Source organism: Plantibacter sp. CFBP 8775 (assembly GCF_014839505.1).
Classification (GTDB): Bacteria; Actinomycetota; Actinomycetes; order Actinomycetales; family Microbacteriaceae; genus Plantibacter; species Plantibacter auratus.
In genome coordinates this window covers 1,230,097-1,246,693 of sequence record NZ_JACYNV010000001.1, presented here as the reverse complement: position 1 = coordinate 1,246,693, position 16,597 = coordinate 1,230,097, and the positions used below count along the sequence as shown (strand labels likewise).

The following is a 16,597-nucleotide window of genomic DNA, read 5'->3' as shown; positions in this document are numbered from 1 at the left end:
GATCACCCCGCCTGGTCGGCGGACGCGCCGATCAGGACCATCAGCTCGGCCCGTGCAGCCGGATCGGCCAGGGCTCCACGGCTGGCGATGGTGACGGTGGTGCTCGTCAGCTGGCGTGACCCGCGCATCGAGACGCAGCCGTGTGCGGCCTGGAGCACGACGAGGACGCCACGGGGCGCGAGCCGTTCGACGAGGGTGTCGGCGATCTGCTCGCTCAGGCGCTCCTGGACCTGCGGGCGCGACGCGAGTGTGTCGACGAGCTTCGGCAGGGCACCGAGTCCGATGACGAGTTCGTCGGGCAGGTAGGCGATGTGCGCCGTGCCGAGGAACGGGAGCAGATGATGCTCGCAGACGGAACGGAAGGCGATGTCGCGGACGAGCACGACGTCGCTGGTCGCGCCCTCCTCGATCGGGATGGGGCGGGCCAGGTGCACACCGGCGTCCTGACCGACGCCACCGAAGAACTCCGCGTACGCGTCGGCGACACGCGTCGGGGTGTCGGCGAGGCCGTCGCGGGAGGGGTCCTCGCCGATCGCCTCGAGGATCTCGAGGACCGCTGCGGCGATCCGCTCGCGGTCCACGGACGACCGCGAGGCCGAGCCCTGATCGGGCTCGGCCTGCGCGGCTGCGACCGCGTCGTCCGCGGTGTGCTCGCCGTGGGTCATGCGGGCTAGGCGGTCGCCGGTCGTGGCTTCGTCGCGCGGGTGCGCTTGGGCTTCACGGGCGCCTCGGGCTCGGGCTCCGAGCTCACGCCGCCGTCAGCCGCACCGGAGTCGATGGGGGCGGTGAAGGACGCGGAACCGACGGCCGAACCCGACCCGACGGGCCGCTTCTTGCTGGACAGCCAGACGGGGCGCGGCGGGAGCTTCTTGACGTCCTTGAAGATCTCGGCCAGCTGGACGTGGTCGAGGGTCTCCTTCTCCATCAGCTCGGCGGCGAGGCGGTCGAGCACGGCCCGGTTGGTCGTGATGACCTGCCAGGCTTCGTCGTGCGCGGCCTCGATGAGCTCGCGGACCTGGGCGTCGACCCGCTGCGCGATCTCCTCGGAGTAGTCGCGCTGGTGGCCCATGTCGCGGCCGAGGAACATCTCGCCCGAGGACTGCCCGAGCTTGACGGCACCGACGTCGGTGGTCATGCCGTACTCGGTGACCATCTTGCGGGCGATGCCCGTGGCCTTCTCGATGTCGTTCGACGCACCCGTGGTCGGATCGTGGAAGACGAGCTCCTCGGCGACGCGGCCGCCCATCGCGTAAGCGAGCTGGTCGAGCAGCTCGTTGCGCGTGACGGAGTACTTGTCTTCGAGCGGCAGCACCATCGTGTAACCGAGGGCACGGCCGCGCGGAAGGATCGTGACCTTCGTGACGGGGTCGGTGTTGTTCATCGCCGCTGCAGCGAGCGCGTGCCCGCCCTCGTGGTACGCGGTGATGAGCTTCTCCTGCTCGCGCATGACGCGCGTGCGGCGCTGCGGGCCGGCGATGACGCGGTCGATGGCCTCGTCGAGTGCGCGGTTGTCGATCAGCTGCGCGTTGGAGCGCGCCGTGAGCAGTGCGGCCTCGTTGAGGACGTTGGCGAGGTCGGCACCGGTGAAACCGGGCGACTTGCGGGCGACGACCTCGAGGTCGACGCTCGCGGCGAGCGGCTTGCCCTTGCCGTGCACCTCGAGGATCTTCTTGCGGCCGGCGAGGTCGGGGGCGTCGACGCCGATCTGGCGGTCGAAGCGGCCCGGGCGCAGCAGCGCGGGGTCGAGGATGTCGGGGCGGTTGGTCGCGGCGATCAGGATGACGTTCGTCTTGACGTCGAAGCCGTCCATCTCGACGAGCAGCTGGTTGAGGGTCTGCTCGCGCTCGTCGTGACCGCCGCCCATGCCGGCGCCGCGGTGACGACCGACGGCGTCGATCTCGTCGACGAAGATGATCGCGGGCGAATTCTCCTTGGCCTGCTGGAAGAGGTCGCGGACGCGGCTCGCACCGACACCGACGAACATCTCGACGAAGTCGGAACCGGAGATCGAGTAGAACGGCACACCGGCTTCACCGGCGACCGCGCGGGCGAGGAGCGTCTTGCCCGTTCCGGGAGGGCCGTACAGCAGGACGCCCTTCGGGATGCGCGCACCGACGGCCTGGAACTTCGCGGGCTCCTTGAGGAAGTCCTTGATCTCCTCGAGCTCCTCGATCGCCTCGTCGGCACCGGCGACGTCGTCGAAGGTCACCTTCGGCGACTCCTTCGAGACGAGCTTCGCCTTCGACTTGCCGAACTGCATGACCTTGTTGCCGCCGCCCTGCATGCCGGAGAGCATCAGCCAGAAGAAGACACCGATGAGGAGCAGCGGGAGGAGGAGGCCGAGCATCGACAGGAGCCAGCTCGGCTGGGGCACCTTGTCGTTGTAGCCACCGGACGGGTCTGCGGCGTCGACGGCCTCGACCACGTCGGCCGCGCGGGCGCCGACGTAGTAGAACTGCACCTGCTTGCCGAACTCGTCGTCCGCCTTCGTCAGCGTGAGGTCGACGCGCTGGTCGCCGTCCGTGATGACGGCCTCCTTGACCTGACCCTTCTCGAGGAAGGCGAGACCCTCTTGCGTGGAGACCTCACGGAAGCCGTTCATGCTCATCAGGCTGATGCCGATCCAGAAGACCAGGGCGGCGATGATGAGGTACGGGATGGGACCCTTGAAGAGACGCTTGACGTTCATAAGTTGAGAGGCCGGGGCTGGCCCGTTCCCTTTCTGCAGGAGGGGTCGACGGGCGGAGCCGCGTCGCAAATCAGGCTACCCCCTCGCCGCTGGATGCCTCCCCTGTGTTTGCCGTGGGCTTAACGGGGGTGCGGTGTGAGGTCGGTGGAGTGGTTCAGGCGTAGACGTGCGGGGCGAGGACGCCGACGTCGCGGAGGTTGCGGTACTTCTCGTCGAAGTCGAGACCGTAGCCGACGACGAAGTCGTTCGGGATGTCGAAACCGACGTACTTGCACTCGACGTGCACCTTGGCGGCCTCGGGCTTGCGGAGGAGCGCGCAGACCTCGATGGACGCGGCTCCGCGCGAGGCGAAGTTCTCGAGCAGCCAGGACAGGGTGAGGCCGGAGTCGATGATGTCCTCGACGATCAGGACGTGGCGGCCCGTGAGGTCGGCGTCGAGGTCCTTGCGGATCTGGACGACACCGCTCGACTTCGTGCCGGCGCCGTACGAGCTGACGGCCATCCAATCCATCGAGAGCGGGATGCGGAGTTCGCGCGCGAGGTCGGCCATGACCATGACCGCACCCTTCAGCACGCCGACGAGCAGGACGTCCTTCCCGGCGTAGTCGGTCTCGATCTGCCGGGCGAGTTCGGCGAGCTTGTCGCGGATCTCCTGCTCGGTGACGAGGATGGTCGTGAGGTCGTCGGAAATGTCGCTCTGCTCCATGCGTCGAGTGTATGCGAGATGACCAGGACGCCCGTGCGCCTCCTGCTCGGGGAGCCCTGGGTCAGCGGGCCGCGAAGACGATGCGTCCCGCGTGCCGGGACGCCGTCAGGCCGGGCAGGTCGATCGGCCCCTGGCCCGCCCAATCGGTGACGAGGCGCGCGACTTCGATCGTCTGCGACCGCGTGAGCGAGACGCCGAACTCGCTCTGGACGATGTACCGGATGATCCGCTGGCGGAGCGCCGCCGGATTGGCGGCGAGTGCCCCGGCGCTGACGGAGATCCCGGCCTCGGCGTGCTCGACGAGCTCCTCGATGGTCTCCTCGATCATCTCCTCGAACGCGTCCGCGTCCTCGCGAGCGGCGTCGGCGGTGCGGGCGAGGGCCTCGGCGATCCCCGGCCCGAGCTCCGCCTCGAGCACCGGCAGGACCCGCTCGCGGACCCGGACCCGCGCGTAGGCGTCGTCGGTGTTGTGCGGGTCGTGCCACGGTTCGAGCCCTTCGGCAGCGCACGCCTCGCGGGTCTGGGAACGCCGGATCCCGAGCAGCGGTCGGAGGAGCGCACCGGAGACGGGCGCCATCCCTTGGAGGCTGCCCGTGCCCGACCCTCGTGCGAGGCCGAGGAGGACGGTCTCCGCCTGGTCGTCGAGGGTGTGCGCGAGCAGCACCAGGGACGCACCGACCTCGACTCGCGCGGCGTCGAGTGCGGTGTACCGGGCCGCCCGTGCCGCGGCCTCCGGTCCGCCCTCGGAGCCCACCTCGACGACGCGGACGAGGACGGGGTCGAGCCCGAGGGCACGCGCCTGGTCCGCGGCACGCGCCGCGACGTCGGCCGAGCCCGGTTGCAGTCCGTGGTCGACGATCACGGCGCCGGCCCGCAGACCGACCTTTCCGGCCTCGAACGCGGTCGCGGCGGCGAGCGCGAGCGAGTCGGCGCCACCGCTCAGCGCGACGAGCAGGTCGGCACCGGCGGCGTCACGCGACGGCGTGGACGCCGTGCCCGCGATCGCGTCGCGCACCGCCTTCCGGAGGGCGGCGACGGACGGGTGGAGCGGGGGTCGGACGTCGTTCACGCGGACCACGCTATTGCACCGCGCCGAGCGCCTCCCCACACCGTTCGCTCCAGGACGTATCGGTTATGGTTGGTCCTCGTCGGCGACCGCGCCGACTCAACGTCATCCAACCGCGCAAGGAGCAGGCTTATGGCCGAGTACGACGCCGTCATCGAGATCCCGCGGGGCAGCCGCAACAAGTACGAGATCGACCACGAGACCGGTCGGGTCTTCCTGGACCGCGTCCTGTTCACGAGCTTCGTCTACCCCGCCGACTACGGCTTCTTCGAGAACACCCTCGGCGAGGACGGGGACCCGGTCGACGTGCTGGTCCTGCTCGACTTCCCGACCTTCCCGGGCGTCGGCATCAAGGTCCGCCCCGTCGGTGTGCTGCACATGACGGACGACGGCGGCGGCGACGACAAGGTCATCGCCGTGCAGTACAAGGACCCGCGCTGGTCGCACATCCAGGACCTGAACGACATCCCGCAGGCGACGCGCGACGAGATCGAGCACTTCTTCGTCCACTACAAGGACACCGAGCCCGGCAAGTGGGCGCGGATCGACGGCTGGGGCGACGCCGCAGCGGCGGAGAAGATCATCCTCGCGGGCTTCGACAAGCTCAAGGCGGAGGGGCACTGACCCCTGNGTCGTGCGGGTCGCTGCGCTCGATCAGCCGAGCGGCGCCCCGCGGTCGGCCATGAACGGCTGCGCGTCGATCGCACTGCCGTTGATGCGGACCTCGAAGTGCAGGTGGCAGCCGGTGGAGGCACCGGTCGTGCCGACGTAGGCGATGACCTGTCCGGCGGAGACCTGGTAGCCGACGCCGACCTGGATGCCACCGTTCACGATGTGCGCGTAGCCGGTCGAGACGCCGGAGCCGTGGTCGATGAGGATGAAGTTGCCGTAGGTGCCGTACCAACCGGCGTAGGTCACGGTGCCGGAGGTCGCCGCGTAGATCGGGATCCCGCAGCCGCCCGCGATGTCGGTGCCGCGGTGGAAGCTCCCTGAGCTGCCGCCGCCCGTGGAGATCGGATCGCGGTAGCCGTAGGTGCCCGAGATGCTGCCGGAGGCCGGGATCGCCCAGCCCTGGCTGCTGAGCTGACCGCCGTCGGCGCTCTGCCCCCGTGCGGCGGCTTCGGCCGCGGCCTTCGCCTTTGCCGCAGCGACTCCGGCTTCGTAGTCCTGAACCGTCTTCGCCGTCGTGTCCTGCAACGCGGTCAGCTGCGCGTTGAGCGTGACGATCAGCTCCTGGTTCTTCTCGAGCTTCTCCGCCGCCGCGGACGCCGCCGCCTGGGCCGCCTCCATGGCCGTCTGTGCCGCCTGTCGGAGCGACTCGCGCTCATCGCGGGCGACACCGGCTTGCTCACCGAGCGCAGCCGCGGTGTTGCGTGCGGCGACCGCCTGCTCGTAGACGCCGTTGCTGTGCTCGGCGACCTGGTTCATGTTGCCGAGCTTCGACAGGAGGTCGGTCGCGCCCTTGCTCTCGCCGTCGAGGAAGAGGCTCAGGCTGAGGTCGGCGCCACCGGAGCGGTAGAGCTGCGAGGCGACCCGACCGGCCTGCTTCGTCGCGGTGTCGGCCTCGGCCGTCTTGGCGTCGGCCTGCGACTGGATCGCGGTGGCCCGGGCGTCGGCCTCGAAGAAGGCCTCCTCAGCGGCCTGGAACTCCGTACCGCGCTTCTCGGCCTCGTCCTGGGCGACCTGCAGCTCGTCCTGCAACTGGACGATGAAGTTCTTGATGTTCGTGACCTCGGCGGCCTTGGCGGCCTCATTGCCCTTCGCGGCCTGGACGTCATCCCACGAGGGGTAGTCGGCTGCCGACGCCGGACCGGCGACGCCGAAGGAGCCGACGATCGCGAGCGACATGACGATGGCGGCGGTGAGGCGTCCTCGCCACCGCACGGAGGACGCCGATGCGGCGTTGGTCGTCCGGCTTCGGCGCCAAGCGCCGGCAAGCTTCTTGCTCATGAAGTAGGGGCCCATCTCGGTTCGCTGCAGTCACATCGGTCACATCGGTACCACTGTCCACGCTAGCCCGACGGGGGTCGGGACCGGCTGCGGACACTCCCGTCGGCCGTGGCATCCGGGAGTGGTCCACGCCAGAGGCTAACCCCGGCCGGGGGCCGTGGAGCGGTCATTCGGCGCCTGTCGTCAGATCCGGCAGGGAGCGCCGATCACTGCTGTGCGAACCCGATTTTGGATTCGGCGGTTTCATCCGTATGCTTGTCGCTCGGTAGTCATGAAGCTTCAGGGCTTCGCGGCCCTATCGTTTAGCGGCCTAGGACACCGCCCTTTCACGGCGGCAGCACGGGTTCGAATCCCGTTGGGGTCACCACTGACTACTGGAAAAACAGCCGCTCGGATTCAGGTATAGTGAGTCTGCGCGACTGCGAGAAGCACCGAGTAACACCAGCATCACCGCAGTTCGTATCACCAGCAATTCAACATGTATGGCCCTGTAGCGCAGTTGGTTAGCGTGCCGCCCTGTCACGGCGGAGGTCGCGGGTTCAAGTCCCGTCAGGGTCGCAAAAGGTCGGAAGCCCTCTCGCAAGGGAGGGCTTCTGCTTTTGAGACATCGTCGCCGTTCGTGCAGCTGATGTACTCGGCTCTGTAGCTCAGTTGGTAGAGCGCACGACTGAAAATCGTGAGGTCACGGGATCGACGCCCGTCGGAGCCACGGAACCCCCACCTAGCTTCTACATGGTGGGGGTTCTTTTTTTGCCCGGATGCCCGCGAACACCCACGCCACCACCCGAGTTGCCACTCCTGTCCCACGGCGGACAGACTCGCACCGTGGAATCGAAACCGTCACGCTGGGTGACCGCCTCCGTACTCGCAGTCATGCTCGGCACGTCGCTCGTCGCCTGCTCGGACACGCGGTACGGACTGCCACGTGGTGAGGCCGTCGGCACCTGGCGCAGTGGGGACACCCGGCTCGAGCTCGCCGACGACGGAACCTTCGAGGCCACCGCCTGGCCCTCGGATGTCCAGTGCAGTCTTGGCGACGACCCCCGCGCGGACGACCCGATCGACTTCTCCGGGACCTGGATGGTGGACAACGAGGGGACCAATCGAGACCTCGTCCTGCATCCCGGCGACGGCGCATGCGAGACGTCCCGGATCACCTCCGACGTCCGGAGCGACGACGGTCTCGCGCGCCTGTGCGTCCACGCCCGCGGATCCTTGTCCGGCCCGGCCGAGAACTTCTTCACCCTGTATCAGGGTGATCCTCCGGAGACCCAGGATCCGGATCGCTGCCTGAACTACTAGCCCGCGGGGGCAGACGATTATCGCCCGCCCGATCCCTGAACCTTCCCCGCTCCGTGCGGCCTGTCGAAGGGCGCACGGAGAAGCATCCAAGACCAGCGACACCCATCCGGTCCCTGAGCCTGTCGAAGGGTACTCGTAGGCACTTCGACAAGCTCAGTGACCGGAAGAGGTGCACCCGCACTCACTCCGGTCTCCGCGCAACCTTCCCCGGTCCCTGAGCTTGTCCAAGGGCACACGGGAGAACCCCGCAAAACCGGTATGCCTCCTCCGCTCCCTGAGCCTGTCGAAGGGCACACGAAGACACTTCCACAACCGGGCCGACTCACCATCTGGAATGTCAGTGGTCCATGGTGGACTGGAGTCATGACCAAGACCACCCTCACCGCGATCCGCGCGAGCGACGAGTACGCCGCGCGCCTCGCGGAGTTCTCGGATCACTACGCGGACATCCAGCGTCGGCGTGCGGCTCTGGACGCCGAGGAGGCCCGGCTGCTTGCTCGCTCTGCCGCCTACGCCGATGCGTTCGCAGACGTCACGGTTCCGGCGATCTTCCCGCCGGCCGAGCGCTTGGCGCTCTCCCGCCGCTCCACCTGCGCAGCCCTCGCGATGGCGACCCGGACACCGGAACGGACGGTTCAGCGGGCGACGAACGACGCCGAGCGGCTCGTGAAGGACGCACCTGCCGTGCTTGCCTCCCTCGAAGCCGGCCGCATCTCGGCGCAGCGCGCGCAGACGATCATCGACCAACTCAGTGACGTGCCGACCGCGGGGCGGGCGGTGTTCCTCGCTGAGGTCCTTCCGATTGCGGAAGAGTCCACCAACGCGAACCTCCGCAGGCGCGCCCGCGTCCTGCGCGAGCGTCTCCACCCGGAATCCATCACCGCCCGAGCAACCCGCTCGGAGGCCGACCGTCGGGTCGAGTTCGAACCCGCCGCCGACGGCATGGCGTGGGTGCACCTGTTCACCACGGCGCCCATCGCGCAGGGCATCACCGAGCGGGTCGAGGCGGCGGCAGCGGAGTCGCGCGCAGCTGGCGACACTCGCACCTGCGCCCAGCTGCAGGCAGACGCCTTGGCGGCGCTCGCGCTCACCGGCGTGACCCCGGAAGATGTCATGTCGAGCCCGGTCCTCCCGCACCCGATCGAAGTGCAGGAGCACATCAAGCCAACGGTGCAGATCACGGTTCCGGCGCTGAGCATGGCCGGTGTGAGCGATGCCCCGGCCACCCTCGACGGCTACGGCCCCATCGATCCGGAGACCGCAGCCCGTATCGCGGTGAACGCACCCAGCTTCACCCGGATCCTCGTCCAGCCCGAGACCGGCGCGTTGCTCTCCGTCGGGCGGAATCAGTACCGAGTTCCGGCCGACCTGCAACGCGCGGTGCGGCTTCGGGACGGCACCTGTCGTGCACCCGGTTGCGGCAGGCGCGCCAGAGCCTGCGACCTTGATCATTCGGTCGCCTGGGAGGACGGCGGGACGACAGATGTCGGGAACCTCGCCTGTCTCTGCCGACATCACCACCGGATGAAGCACCTCCCCGGCTGGAACCTCGACCACGGACCCGGCGGGGTACTCGAGTGGACGACACCCGACGGGAAACACCATCGGACGGAACCGGACCCCGCACCGTTCTGACCATTTGTGGTCACTGCGCTGCGCCTATCGACGTGTCGGAAGGGTTCCTCGTGGGCACTTCGACAAGCTCAGTGAGCGGAAGAGGTGCGCCCGGAACGACGAGGCATCCTCGTGGGCACTTCGACAAGCTCAGTGACCGGGAGAGATGTGCCCGGAAAGATGAAGAGTCCTCGTGGGCACTTCGACAGGCTCAGTGACCGGGAAAGGTGTGCCCGGAACGATGAAGAGTCCTCGGGGGCACTTCGACAAGCTCAGTGACCGGGAAAGGTGTGCCCGGAACGATGAGGCATCCTCGGGGGCACTTCGACAAGCTCAGTGACCGGGAAAGGTGTGCCCGGAACGATGAAGAGTCCTCGTGGGCACTTCGACAAGCTCAGTGACCGGCAGAGGTGTACCCGGAACGATGAGATGTCCTCGTGGGCACTTCGACAAGCTCAGCGACCGGGGAGAACAAGCTCGGTGACCGGGCTGGACTGTGCCCGGATCGCTCCGGTCCCTGAGCCTGTCGAAGGGCAGTCGGGGTGCGCTCGCTCGGTGCGCGGGAGGACGTCCGCCGGCTCACATCGTGCACCTCCGTCCGCAAGCCCCAGACATCCGGGGCCGATCGGGACAGACTGGTGAGATGAGTTCTGCAGACGATCGCACCACCGACGGCCCCGACGACGCCCACCGAGTCCCCGCAGGGGTCGACGACGCCACCGTGGAAGCGGTCGGCAAAGTGACCGAGGCGCTCGAAGTCGTCGAGCAGGCGCGCGGCATGCTCTACGGCTTCCATCGCCTGACCGGCAAAGCGGACCTCGCGCTCGGCGAAGCCGCGGACGCCCTCCGTGAAGCAGGACACGACGCCCTCGCCGACCGGATCGACACCGAGCTGGTCGGACGCAACGTCATCGACGGACGCTGGACGTTCCAGATCGTCGAAGACTACGACGGCAACTATTGGGAACCGTTCCGCACGCTCGAGACGGAGGTCCGGAACGAACTGGCGGGCGGCCGACGCCACCTCGCGGAAGCCGCCATGAAGGAGGACCGCCGCACGCACGGCGCGCCCCACCACGAAGCCACACCGCCGACGGTCTGAACCCGCACGGCATCAGGGCCGCGGGCGGTTAGGCTCGATCCGATGACCGATGCACCCGTTTCCCGGACGAAGTTCTCCCGCCAACGGGTGATCGTCGGAGCCGCCGAGTTCGCCGACACCTACGGCGCCGACGCCCTCACACTCGCCGCCCTGGCCCGCGAGCTCGACACCTCGGCACCGGCCCTCCTCAAGCACGTCCGCAGCACCGAGGACCTCCGCGCCGCCGTGGCCCAGCTCGCCCTCGCCCAACTGGCCAGCGGACTCGACATCGCGACGAACGGGCTGAGCGAGACCCCCGCACTCACCGCACTGGCCGACGGATACCGTCGCTTCGCCCTCGCCTATCCCGGCCGGTACGCCCTCGCGTTCTCGATCGAGGGCGTCCGCGCCGACACCGGCGAGCCGGCCGACCGAGAGCTCGTGATGCTCGTCGAACGAGCACTCGCGGGGCGCGGTCTCGACAGCGTGGCGATGACGGACGCCGGACGCATCGTCCGAGCAGCCCTCCACGGCTTCGTGTCCCTCGAGCTCGTCGGCGGCTTCACCCGCGGCGCCGACCCCGCCACCAGCTACGCTGCCCTCGTGGACCTGCTCGACCATTCGTCCGCGCTCGGCTCACGCCACCTCCAGGAGACGCCATGACCATCACCCCCACCGTCCTCTTCGTCTGCGTGCACAACGCCGGTCGCTCCCAGATCGCAGCCGGCTTCCTCGGCGCCCTCGCCGGCGACCGGGTCGAGGTGCTGTCGGCCGGGAGCGAACCGAAGGACCGGATCAACACCGTGGCGGTGGAGGCGATGGCCGAACACGGCATCGACATCACCGCAGCCGTGCCCCGCATCCTCACGACCGACGCCGTCCGGGCGTCCGACGCGGTCATCACGATGGGCTGCGGCGACGCCTGCCCGATCTTCCCCGGCAAGCGCTACGAGGACTGGGAACTCGAGGACCCGGCCGGGCAAGGCATCGAGGCCGTCCGCCGCATCCGCGACGACATCGAGGAACGGATCGCCGCGCTGTTCGTCGAACTCGTGCCCGCCGAGGCGTCCGAGTTCCCGGCCACCATCGGCTCGGTCGCCCACGAAGCACTCAGCGCGCACGGGTTCACCCGCTTCGAGCAGCTCACGCGGGTCTCCCCCGCCGCCCTGCTCCGCATCCACGGCGTCGGCCCGAAGGCCGTCGACGTCCTGACCGCAGAACTCACGGCCCGCTCACTCGCCTTCGCCTCCTGAGGACGCCTGCGGCGCGCAACCCCATTGCCCAGCGCGACACCCGTCGTATCGTGGTCGTATGAGCAAGCACGCAGCGAACGACGACAACCTCCCCGAGGACCACGAGACCACCGAGGACTCCATCGAGCAGGAGGTCGACGGCGAGGACACGTTCCTCCCCGTCGCCGAGCCGACCACCGGTCCCGCTCCCGCCCCGTAACCCGACGCGCCTCCGGACGCCGCGACTCAGGGGCCGACGAGTGCCTGGAGGTCGCGCAGGGAGCCGTCGAAGACGTTCACGTCGATGAACGCCTCCTTGCCGACGTACCCGGGCAGCCGTTCCCGGCTGGTGTATTGCCAGAGGTCCCACGCCCGCCCGTCCGACAGGACCGGCGGCGTGACGACCGAGCGGATCCAGATCGGGTTCCGCTCGTACGAGCCCGCGAGGAACGCGTCGTAGTACCGCATGGTCGCGTAGATGATCGGCGGCTGACCGTAGTGCTCCTCGAGTGCCGCGAGGAGCGGATCGAGCACGGCGGCGACCCGCTCCGCACTCGGTGGCGTCCGGCAGTAATCGGCGTAGCACTCGAGGTCGATGGTGATCGGTAGGGCGCCAGCCGTGACCGGGACGGTGTCGAAGATGTTCTGCGCCTGCGTCTCGGCCGGGCTGTCGAAGCTCAGGAAGTGGTATGCCCCGATCAGCAAGCCGGTCTCGTCGGCCGCCCGCTGCGCGCCCGCCCAGTTCGCAGCGAACCGTTCGCCCTGATCGCCTGATCCCTCGGTCGCCTTCATCATCGCGAAGTCGATGGGCTGAGCCGCGAGGACGTCCCAGTCGATCTCGCCCTGGTACGAGGAGACGTCGACACCGCGCACCGCGTAGGAGGCGGCCAGGATGGCGTTCGGCCGCACGAGCCCCATAGCGACGAGCGCCACGCAGATCCCGCCGATCGCGAGCGTGCCGGCGGCCCCGACGACGAGCGGCCACCAGCGTCTCCAGAATCGGTTCATCGACTCACTCTGTCACGTCCCGGCCGTGTCCCGGTGCAGGATGCCTCAGCGCGGGTACAAGACCGCTGCCCGCGGGTCGACCACGAAGTCGACGACGTCGCCCGTCGACCACCCCGCGGCCGCGAGCTGCTGCACGGCGACGTCGGCGGTGATGACCGCCGAGCGGACCCGGACGACGTCGCCGCGGGGTTCGAGGTCGGTGATCGTCGCGCGGACGGCTCCTGACGCACTCGGACCACCAGACCCGTCAGCGTCGCGGATCTCGACGCGGGACGGTCGGAACGCGCAGGCGACGGCGACCCCGACCGGGATCGGGTCTGCCTCCGCGGAGGAGTCGACCTCGACCTCCGCTCCGTCCGGCAGACGGAGCCCGCGTGCCGTGCGGACGCCCGTCAGCAGTTCGAGTCCCGCGAGGTCCGCGGTGAACGCCGTCCGCGGCCGCTCGAGCACCTCCGCCGTCGGCCCCTGCTCGACGATGCGCCCGGCGTCCAGGACGATCACCCGGTCCGCGAGCGTGTACGCGTCGAGCACCTCGTGCGTCACGAGAACGGTCGTCCGCCCACGCAACTGCTCACGGAGCATGCGGCGCAGCTGGGGCGCGACCGTCGCATCGAGCGCGGCCATCGGTTCGTCGAGGAGGAGGAGGGCCGGGTCCGGGGCCAGCGCGCGGGCGAGTGCCACCCGCTGCGCCTGGCCGCCGGACAACTCGGCGGGACGGCGCCCCTCGAGCTCGGACGCCTCGACCTCCGCGAGTCGTCGTCGGGCGACGTCCCGAGCCTCGCCGCGCGACGCACCGGCGACCAGCGGGCCATAGGCGACGTTGTCGAGCACGGAGCGGTGCGGGAAGAGCAGCGCCTCCTGCGCCAGGAGCGAGATCCCCCGCCGGTGCGGCGGCAGCCAGTGGTCTCGACCCGATCCACCGACCGTGAACAGCTCGCGACCGGCGAGGGTCGCGTGACCGGTGTCCGGACGCAGGAGCCCGGCGAGGACCGCGAGCAGCGTCGACTTGCCGGCGCCGTTGGGGCCGAGCACGGCGACGGTCTCCCCCGCGGCGAGTTCGACGGCGAGCTCCCAGTCGCGTTCACGCAACGTCGCTCGGAACGCCAGGGCCGCCCCGGTCATCGCACCACTCCGGCGACGGTCCGTCCACGGCGGAGCGACCCCTGCGCCCCAGCGACGCCCACGACGAGCACGGCTACGACGACGAGGACGAGCGACAGCGCGACCGCGGCGTCGGGATCGGTCTCGCGCTGCAGGTAGATCTCGAGCGGCAGCGTCCGCGTGACCCCCTGCAGGCTGCCCGCGAACGTGAGAGTAGCCCCGAACTCACCGAGGGCCCGCGCGAACGAGAGGATCGCGCCCGACACGACGGCGGGTGCGAGGAGCGGCAGCGTGACGGTGCGGAAGACGGTGGTGGGACGAGCGCCGAGCGTCGCGGCGACGGCCTCGTACCGCGAGCCGGTCGTTCGGATCGCCCCCTCCAGGCTCAGCACGAGGAACGGAAGCGCGACGAACGTCTGGGCGAGGACGACGGCGGTCGTGGAGAACGCGATGTCGATCCCGGCGTCCGCGAGTGCCGGTCCGAGCAGGCCGAGCCGACCGAAGGTGTAGAGCAGGGCGATCCCGCCGACGACGGGCGGGAGCACGAGCGGGAGGAGGACGAGCGACCGCAGCAGGCGCTGCCCCGGGAACCGGGTGCGCGCGAGGACGAGGGCGAGCGGCACGCCGAACACGATGCAGAGGGCCGTCGCGAGTGACGACGCCCGCAGACTCAGCCCGAGCGCCGCGACCGACGACTCGGAGGTGACGAGTGCACCGAAGTCCGCCCAGTCCACCCGCAGGACGATCGCGACGAGCGGCAGCAGAACGAAGGCCGCGCCGACCATGGCGACGACGACGATCCAGCGGGGCACCCCCGAGCCGAGTTCCCTCACGGGGTCACGGTGCGCCGAAGCCGGCGTCGGCGAGCACCCGCTGTCCCTCGGCGCTCACGACATAGGCCGCGAAGGCCGCCGCGACCGTGGGGTTCGCGCTCCCTGCGAGCGGCGCGATCGGGTAGGTGTTGACGGCCTTCGACGACTCGGGGAAGGCGATGCCCCGCACGGCGTCGCCGGCCGCGATGACGTCGGTCACGTAGACGAGCCCGGCGTCGGCCTCGCCCGAGGTCACCTTGCCGAGGACGTCGGTGACGGAGGACTCCTCGCTGACCGGGCTCAGCGCGACACCCGTGGCGTCCTCGACGGCGACGGTGGCCGCCCCGCAGGGGACCTGCGGCGCGCACACGACCGTCTTGACGCCCGGACGGGCGAGATCGGCGAACGTCTTCACGCCGGCGGGGTTCGACGGGGGCACGGCGATCTGCAGGACGTTGGTCGCGAAATCGACCGGGTCGCCCTCGACGAGGTCGGCATCGGTCAGCTTCGCCATGTTCTTCTCGTCCGCCGAGGCGAACACGTCGCCGGGAGCACCGTTCGTGAGCTGCGTGACGAGGTCGGAGGAGCCGGCGAAGGTCAGCTCGACGGTCGTACCGGGGTGCGCCTCCTCGAAGTCCTCCGCGAGCGCGGTGAAGGTCGTCTTGAGCGACGCCGCCGCGTACACCGTGATGGAGCCGCTGAGCTCGTCCGCCGTGGCCGAGACGGTGGGTGTCGACGTCGCGGCGGGGGCGGCGCAGGCGGACGCCGCGAGCAGGACCCCGGTGCCGAGGGCCAGTGCACTGAGCAGTCGGAAGGATCGACGGGGTGCGGTGCGGTTCATGAGCTCGCCTTCGGGGTTTCGATGAGGACCGTCGTGGCTTTCACGACGGCGATTGCTGTCGAGCCGAGTTCGAGACCGAGTTCGCGGACCGCCTCACTGCTCAGGAGCGACACCACGCGATGCGGCCCGCACTGCAGTTCCACCTGCGCCATGACCGTGTCCATCGTGATGTCGGTGACGATGCCGACGAAGCGGTTGCGTGCCGAGCGTCCGATCTCCGAGGGGTCGACGGGGAGGACGGCGTTCTCTCGGGCCAGCCGAGCGAGCGACAGGCCGTCGACGACCGCTCGGCCCGCCTCGTCCTTCGCGCTGACGAGTGCGCCCTGGTCGATCCAACGACGGACGGTGTCGTCACTGACCCCGAGGAACAGGGCGGCGTCTCGGATACGGATCTGCGGCATGGAGACAGGCTAGTGCACGCATTCGCGTTGACACGACCTAGCTGTAACCGCATTCGCGCTTCGGGTCGTCGGCGGCGGGCCGGCGCTTCGACCCTCCACGACGCCCCCTGCTCCGAACCATCCGTATGAGATCACGCCTGCTCGCCGCCGTCACCCTGCTCGCCCTCGCCACCGGCCTCTCCGCCTGCGCATCGCCCGATTCAGGAACCGGCGGCGCCACGGGCGACGGACCGCTCGTCGCGTTCTACGGCGACTCGTACACCCTCGGCACCGGAGCGAGCGACCCGGCCAATCGCTGGTCCACCGTCGTCAGCGAGGAACGCGGCTGGCGGGAGTTCAACCCCAGCGTCAACGGCCTCGGGTTCGTGAACCACCGCGACCGATTCGGCGACGGCAGCGGCGACCTGCCCTCCCTCATCATCGCCGAGCAGCCCGACATCGTCTTCGTCACGATGGGCCTCAACGACGCGTTCAGTTTCGACGATGCCGCCGACCGGATCCACGAGCAGATCACGACGGACCTGCATCGCCTCCGCGACGCCCTCCCGGAGGCCCGCTTCATCGTCGTCGAACCGTTCTGGTACACCGATGAGCGACCGCAGTCGATCGAGACGATCATCGGCTGGGTGGCCGACGCCGCGCAGGAGATCGACGCCGACACCGTCCCCGGGGCGTCGCACTGGATCGAGGGGCACCTGGAGTGGATGGCCGCGGACGGCCTCCACCCGAACGACGAGGGGTACGCGGAGATGGCTCGGCGGATGGACGTCGAGCTCGAGCGCCTCGGACTCTGA

The 16,597-nt window shown here is 69.5% G+C and carries 17 protein-coding genes, 3 tRNA genes and 1 pseudogene; 11 read left to right on the top strand and 10 right to left on the bottom strand.

Going from position 1 to position 16,597, the window contains the following annotated elements:
- Positions 1–2: 2 nt before the first annotated feature.
- From folE to tilS, 4 genes are all read right to left on the bottom strand, one after another.
- Positions 3–665, bottom strand: a complete 663-nt coding sequence (gene folE, locus IFR14_RS05980) for a GTP cyclohydrolase I FolE (protein WP_079705155.1) — start codon at positions 663–665, stop codon at positions 3–5.
- Between the two features lie 5 nt (positions 666–670).
- A complete protein-coding gene (ftsH, locus tag IFR14_RS05975; RefSeq protein WP_191940565.1) occupies positions 671–2,689 on the bottom strand; it encodes an ATP-dependent zinc metalloprotease FtsH in 2,019 nt (672 codons plus the stop codon).
- A 154-nt stretch (positions 2,690–2,843) separates the two neighbouring features.
- Positions 2,844–3,395, bottom strand: coding sequence for a hypoxanthine phosphoribosyltransferase (gene hpt / locus IFR14_RS05970; RefSeq protein WP_064294334.1), 552 nt, complete (start codon positions 3,393–3,395; stop codon positions 2,844–2,846).
- Between the two features lie 61 nt (positions 3,396–3,456).
- The gene (tilS, locus tag IFR14_RS05965) at positions 3,457–4,464 is read right to left on the bottom strand and encodes a tRNA lysidine(34) synthetase TilS (RefSeq protein ID WP_191940564.1); all 1,008 of its coding nucleotides are present in this window, start codon (positions 4,462–4,464) and stop codon (positions 3,457–3,459) included.
- A 129-nt stretch (positions 4,465–4,593) separates the two neighbouring features.
- Between tilS and IFR14_RS05960 the strand changes: the two genes are divergently transcribed.
- Positions 4,594–5,085 carry an inorganic diphosphatase gene (locus tag IFR14_RS05960; protein ID WP_064294335.1) on the top strand — a complete coding sequence of 164 codons (492 nt, stop codon included), beginning with the start codon at positions 4,594–4,596 and terminating at the stop codon, positions 5,083–5,085.
- 30 nt (positions 5,086–5,115) lie between these two features.
- Here the strand turns inward: IFR14_RS05960 and IFR14_RS05955 are convergent, their stop codons facing one another.
- The gene (locus tag IFR14_RS05955) at positions 5,116–6,411 is read right to left on the bottom strand and encodes a M23 family metallopeptidase (protein ID WP_249406896.1); all 1,296 of its coding nucleotides are present in this window, start codon (positions 6,409–6,411) and stop codon (positions 5,116–5,118) included.
- A 291-nt stretch (positions 6,412–6,702) separates the two neighbouring features.
- On the opposite strand from IFR14_RS05955, the gene IFR14_RS05950 reads away from it, so the two are divergent.
- From IFR14_RS05950 to IFR14_RS05910, 9 genes and pseudogenes are all read left to right on the top strand, one after another.
- Positions 6,703–6,778: transfer RNA gene (locus IFR14_RS05950), tRNA-Glu, on the top strand.
- 117 nt (positions 6,779–6,895) lie between these two features.
- Positions 6,896–6,969, top strand: a tRNA-Asp gene (locus IFR14_RS05945).
- 78 nt (positions 6,970–7,047) lie between these two features.
- Positions 7,048–7,120: transfer RNA gene (locus IFR14_RS05940), tRNA-Phe, on the top strand.
- Positions 7,121–7,236: 116 nt separating this feature from the next.
- Positions 7,237–7,713 (top strand): hypothetical protein, encoded by a 477-nt coding sequence (locus tag IFR14_RS05935; protein ID WP_191940563.1) that lies wholly within the window; start codon positions 7,237–7,239, stop codon positions 7,711–7,713.
- A gap of 363 nt (positions 7,714–8,076) precedes the next feature.
- Complete coding sequence (locus tag IFR14_RS05930; protein ID WP_191940562.1) at positions 8,077–9,348, top strand: HNH endonuclease signature motif containing protein; 1,272 nt, start codon at positions 8,077–8,079, stop codon at positions 9,346–9,348.
- Positions 9,349–9,970: 622 nt separating this feature from the next.
- A complete protein-coding gene (locus IFR14_RS05925; protein WP_191940561.1) occupies positions 9,971–10,429 on the top strand; it encodes a hypothetical protein in 459 nt (152 codons plus the stop codon).
- Positions 10,430–10,471: 42 nt separating this feature from the next.
- The gene (locus tag IFR14_RS05920) at positions 10,472–11,071 is read left to right on the top strand and encodes a TetR-like C-terminal domain-containing protein (protein ID WP_191940560.1); all 600 of its coding nucleotides are present in this window, start codon (positions 10,472–10,474) and stop codon (positions 11,069–11,071) included.
- Positions 11,068–11,466: pseudogene (locus tag IFR14_RS05915) on the top strand (arsenate reductase ArsC); the annotation flags it as partial. The gene IFR14_RS05920 and the pseudogene IFR14_RS05915, both read left to right, overlap by 4 nt.
- 253 nt (positions 11,467–11,719) lie before the next feature.
- Positions 11,720–11,860, top strand: a complete 141-nt coding sequence (locus IFR14_RS05910; protein ID WP_153303386.1) for a hypothetical protein — start codon at positions 11,720–11,722, stop codon at positions 11,858–11,860.
- A gap of 26 nt (positions 11,861–11,886) precedes the next feature.
- Here the strand turns inward: IFR14_RS05910 and IFR14_RS05905 are convergent, their stop codons facing one another.
- Genes IFR14_RS05905 through IFR14_RS05885 form a run of 5 tightly spaced genes read right to left on the bottom strand, consistent with a single transcriptional unit; the run spans position 11,887 to position 15,803 of the window.
- On the bottom strand, positions 11,887–12,648 hold the full coding sequence (locus IFR14_RS05905) for a GH25 family lysozyme (RefSeq protein ID WP_191940558.1): 762 nt from the start codon (positions 12,646–12,648) through the stop codon (positions 11,887–11,889).
- A gap of 45 nt (positions 12,649–12,693) precedes the next feature.
- Entirely contained in the window at positions 12,694–13,770 is a 1,077-nt protein-coding gene (locus IFR14_RS05900; protein WP_191940557.1) for a sulfate/molybdate ABC transporter ATP-binding protein, read from the bottom strand.
- Positions 13,767–14,534 carry an ABC transporter permease gene (locus tag IFR14_RS05895; protein WP_191941257.1) on the bottom strand — a complete coding sequence of 256 codons (768 nt, stop codon included), beginning with the start codon at positions 14,532–14,534 and terminating at the stop codon, positions 13,767–13,769. Before IFR14_RS05895 ends, IFR14_RS05900 begins: the two co-directional genes overlap by 4 nt.
- Positions 14,535–14,586: 52 nt before the next feature.
- Positions 14,587–15,402 carry a molybdate ABC transporter substrate-binding protein gene (gene modA, locus IFR14_RS05890; protein WP_191940556.1) on the bottom strand — a complete coding sequence of 272 codons (816 nt, stop codon included), beginning with the start codon at positions 15,400–15,402 and terminating at the stop codon, positions 14,587–14,589.
- Positions 15,399–15,803 (bottom strand): TOBE domain-containing protein, encoded by a 405-nt coding sequence (locus IFR14_RS05885; RefSeq protein WP_137242253.1) that lies wholly within the window; start codon positions 15,801–15,803, stop codon positions 15,399–15,401. Before IFR14_RS05885 ends, modA begins: the two co-directional genes overlap by 4 nt.
- A gap of 125 nt (positions 15,804–15,928) precedes the next feature.
- On the opposite strand from IFR14_RS05885, the gene IFR14_RS05880 reads away from it, so the two are divergent.
- Positions 15,929–16,597, top strand: coding sequence for an SGNH/GDSL hydrolase family protein (locus IFR14_RS05880; RefSeq protein ID WP_191940555.1), 669 nt, complete (start codon positions 15,929–15,931; stop codon positions 16,595–16,597).